The 2,991-nt window shown below is 43.3% G+C and carries 3 protein-coding genes; all 3 read right to left on the reverse strand.

What is annotated here, in order from left to right:
• On the reverse strand, positions 1 to 461 hold a 461-nt coding region (locus tag MSA64_RS01805; protein WP_287890285.1), incomplete at its 3' end, for a DUF2961 domain-containing protein.
• A gap of 200 nt (positions 462 to 661) precedes the next feature.
• Positions 662 to 1,699 (reverse strand): alpha/beta hydrolase-fold protein, encoded by a 1,038-nt coding sequence (locus tag MSA64_RS01810; protein ID WP_235904299.1) that lies wholly within the window; start codon positions 1,697 to 1,699, stop codon positions 662 to 664.
• A gap of 35 nt (positions 1,700 to 1,734) precedes the next feature.
• Positions 1,735 to 2,991, reverse strand: a 1,257-nt coding sequence (locus tag MSA64_RS01815; RefSeq protein WP_287890287.1) for a glycosyl hydrolase family 28 protein, incomplete at its 5' end; no start/stop codon positions are given.

A 2,991-nucleotide genomic window follows, 5' to 3' on the forward strand; every position in this document is an offset into this window, starting at 1 on the left:
GTGATTCTTGCTTTTTTTCTGAAAGGCATCTGGAAATAACAGTTCAATCCTCTGCTTGGCACTACTGCGATCGGCATAGAATTTACATTGCATTCTCTACCAAAACCACAGCAGAAAAAGTCTCCCAGCGGGCTTTCTACAGACGGTTCCTCTTCATCATCCCAGTACATACGAAGAACCAGATCTCTCAGTACAAAGCAATCTGCGTCTGTGGTTTTCGCATCCACTGTGATCCAGATATGATTGATCGCACCAGGTCCCTCGATCTCTGCCAGTGTCACTGTCTGACCACTTGCGATATCGTTAAGACACGGGCTTCCTTTTCTGGAAGGTCCAAGATGACTTGCTGCCATACCACCTTTTCCTTTTTCTCCTTTGGGATTTTCCGCATTGATCGCACGGCTTTTTCTATGTTTTGCTAATGCTAAATTACTTAATGTTCCACCAAATTCGTTATACATTCTCACGTCCTCCTTCTAGTCTCCGAATAGCATCAGGCTTTTACTCTTTTTGCCATTATATCATCCATAACCTCTTTTTTAAAGACTCTAAAAAACATATTTCAGATGTTTGACCGGATACCATACATATAGCAGATAACACAATAGCCGGGCAAAACTCACCCGGCCATGTTATTTTTATTCTACTGCTTTATACAGTTTTACCGAAAAATCATCTGCGCAAAGTCCGTAAAGCACGGTCTCCACACATTCCAGTCATGTCCGCCCGGATAGATTTTCCTGATTTCATGGACACCTTTCTCCTGGATGATTGCATCCTCTTCCAGAAATCTGGAAAGGAAACAGTCATTATCTCCGATACATCGGAAAAAGGTATGAAAATAGTTATTAAAGTCCGGATCGTCCATCGCCTTCAGATGGGTCTGCTCATAAGGTTTTCTTCCGACCGCATCCCGGTCCGGATTGCCTTCGATGTTATCTCTTATAAAACCTGAGAAGATGCCGACTTCGCTGAACAGGTCAGGATGGTCGCATATCGTCCGAGTTGTCTGTACAGATCCCATGGACAAGCCTGCCATACCTCTCTTTTCCTTACAACCGCCAAACTGATATTTTTTCTCTGCCATCGGAATAATTTCCTCTACCAGCATCCGTTCCAGCAAAACATGGTTTAATCGTTCTTCTGAGCCGACCTTTTCCTGTACCATACCGTCACTCATCACAAGTGCAAAAGGTTTTATTTTTCCCATTTCGATCAGGTTATCCAGTATGATATTGGCTTTTCCGGTTGTTGTCCAGGAAATCTCACTCTCACCGAATCCATGCTGCAGATACAGAACCGGAAGACCTGCGGATGGTACGCATGGTGGAAGGTAAACGATGAATCGTTCCCAGTTATTGGAAATCTCAGACTTATAGAATTCATGTGTCAGCGTTCCATGCGGGATGTCACGAATCTCAGCCAGCTTCTTTTCATCCGGCAGTTCAATATAATTGTATAAACGGCCATATCCATGTCCGATCGGCAGCTCAGGAAGCAAAACCTCCTGTCCGTCCACACAGATCTGCACATAATTCACAGCTGTGGAAAACGGAAGTTCCAGAATCCACTTTTCTCCGTCTTTTACAAATGAATAGGTCTTATCATCCCACTTTAAAGAAAGCTCTTTTGCATTTTCACAGTCCAGCTGCAAAAAATTCTTTCCGTCTTTCCGGAAAAGTATGCTATTTTGTTCCATAAGTGCCTCCTTACTCTCCATTTTTCTTTACATCATCAGAATTTCATCTGTTTGCATGTCCTGACGCCATTGACGTAGATATCGTTTGCCAGTTCTGTGACAAGCCGCATATCCTGCCAGGTTTCACACTTTTCTCCCATAAAGGTAATGTTATCAAAGTGAATATCATGGACACGTACTTCTTCTGTCGGTGTCTGGAATCCACGGATCGTGGAAACAGGGATATCTCCGTTTAATACCTGAATGTTGTCAAAATAGATATCATGGATCTCTCCTTTTGCCATCTGCTCTGTATATCTGCAAAGCAGAACCTTGATATCAAACAGTTTCTGTTCCGCCTGTTCTACTCTGATATTTTTATAGTGGATATCATGAATGTGACCTCCATCTGCCTGGTGGATAGAAAGTGCGGCACCGCCCATATTTCCTTCGTACTGGCAGTGGATGATATCACAGTCTTCGAATACCAGATCATGAATCTCACTCTGGAGAGCATAACCAAGCTCTATGGCATTACCAGGTTCTGCATTCCAGATTACGTTATTGTGAACGCGCACTTTTGTCACATCCCTTACTGTTGAAGGATCCTTGAACAGCCCCTGGGATTTGATGCAGATACTGTCATCTGTGGAACGGACAAAGCAGTTTTTCACCTCCACATCCTGGCTGCTGGTGATATCAATTCCGTCTCCTGTTACGATTCTTGACATAATATTCATATCATCAATGACAACATGATCACAGGCTGCCGGAACCACATGCCAGGATGGTCCGTCTACTGCAGTAAATCCTTTTAAGAGAACATTCTTGCACCATTTGATATAAATAAAGAAACGATGTGCATTGCTGTCCGGCAGATGCCAGCAGGCTCCGTTGACAATTCCGTTTCCCACGATGGAAATATTTTTGCTGTGTTCTGCATAGATACATCCGGAAACAACAGCACCTTCCTCGATATAGACCGTATCATTTGATTTCAGGGTAAGAACTCCTACATTGTATGCCTTACCTTTTTCAAAACAGATGGTGGTATTTTCCGGTTTTTCGATTCTGCGAGAACAGAATACAAACAGGGCGTCATGAAGACCACCGTCTGTCTCTACTGTGAATTTTCTCGGTTCATCGAGATGAATATGAACGGTCTCTCCTTTTACGGAAGGCTCTATTCCGAAACTGGTGGGCCGGATGGCCAGTTTTTCAAATGGTGTATGGATAGAAATTTCCAGATCATATGCCTCATTGTCTACTACTACTACATAATCGAATGAGTCTGTATGGTATACCACACGTTC

It is taken from the genome of Oliverpabstia sp., from assembly GCF_022785585.1.
GTDB classification, from domain to species: domain Bacteria; phylum Bacillota; class Clostridia; order Lachnospirales; family Lachnospiraceae; genus Oliverpabstia; species Oliverpabstia intestinalis.

Coding starts and splice junctions, on each gene's coding strand:
- MSA64_RS01810 (WP_235904299.1), bottom strand. CDS start 1,699: ATGGAACAAAATAGCATACTTTTCCGGAAAGACGGAAAGAATTTTTTG.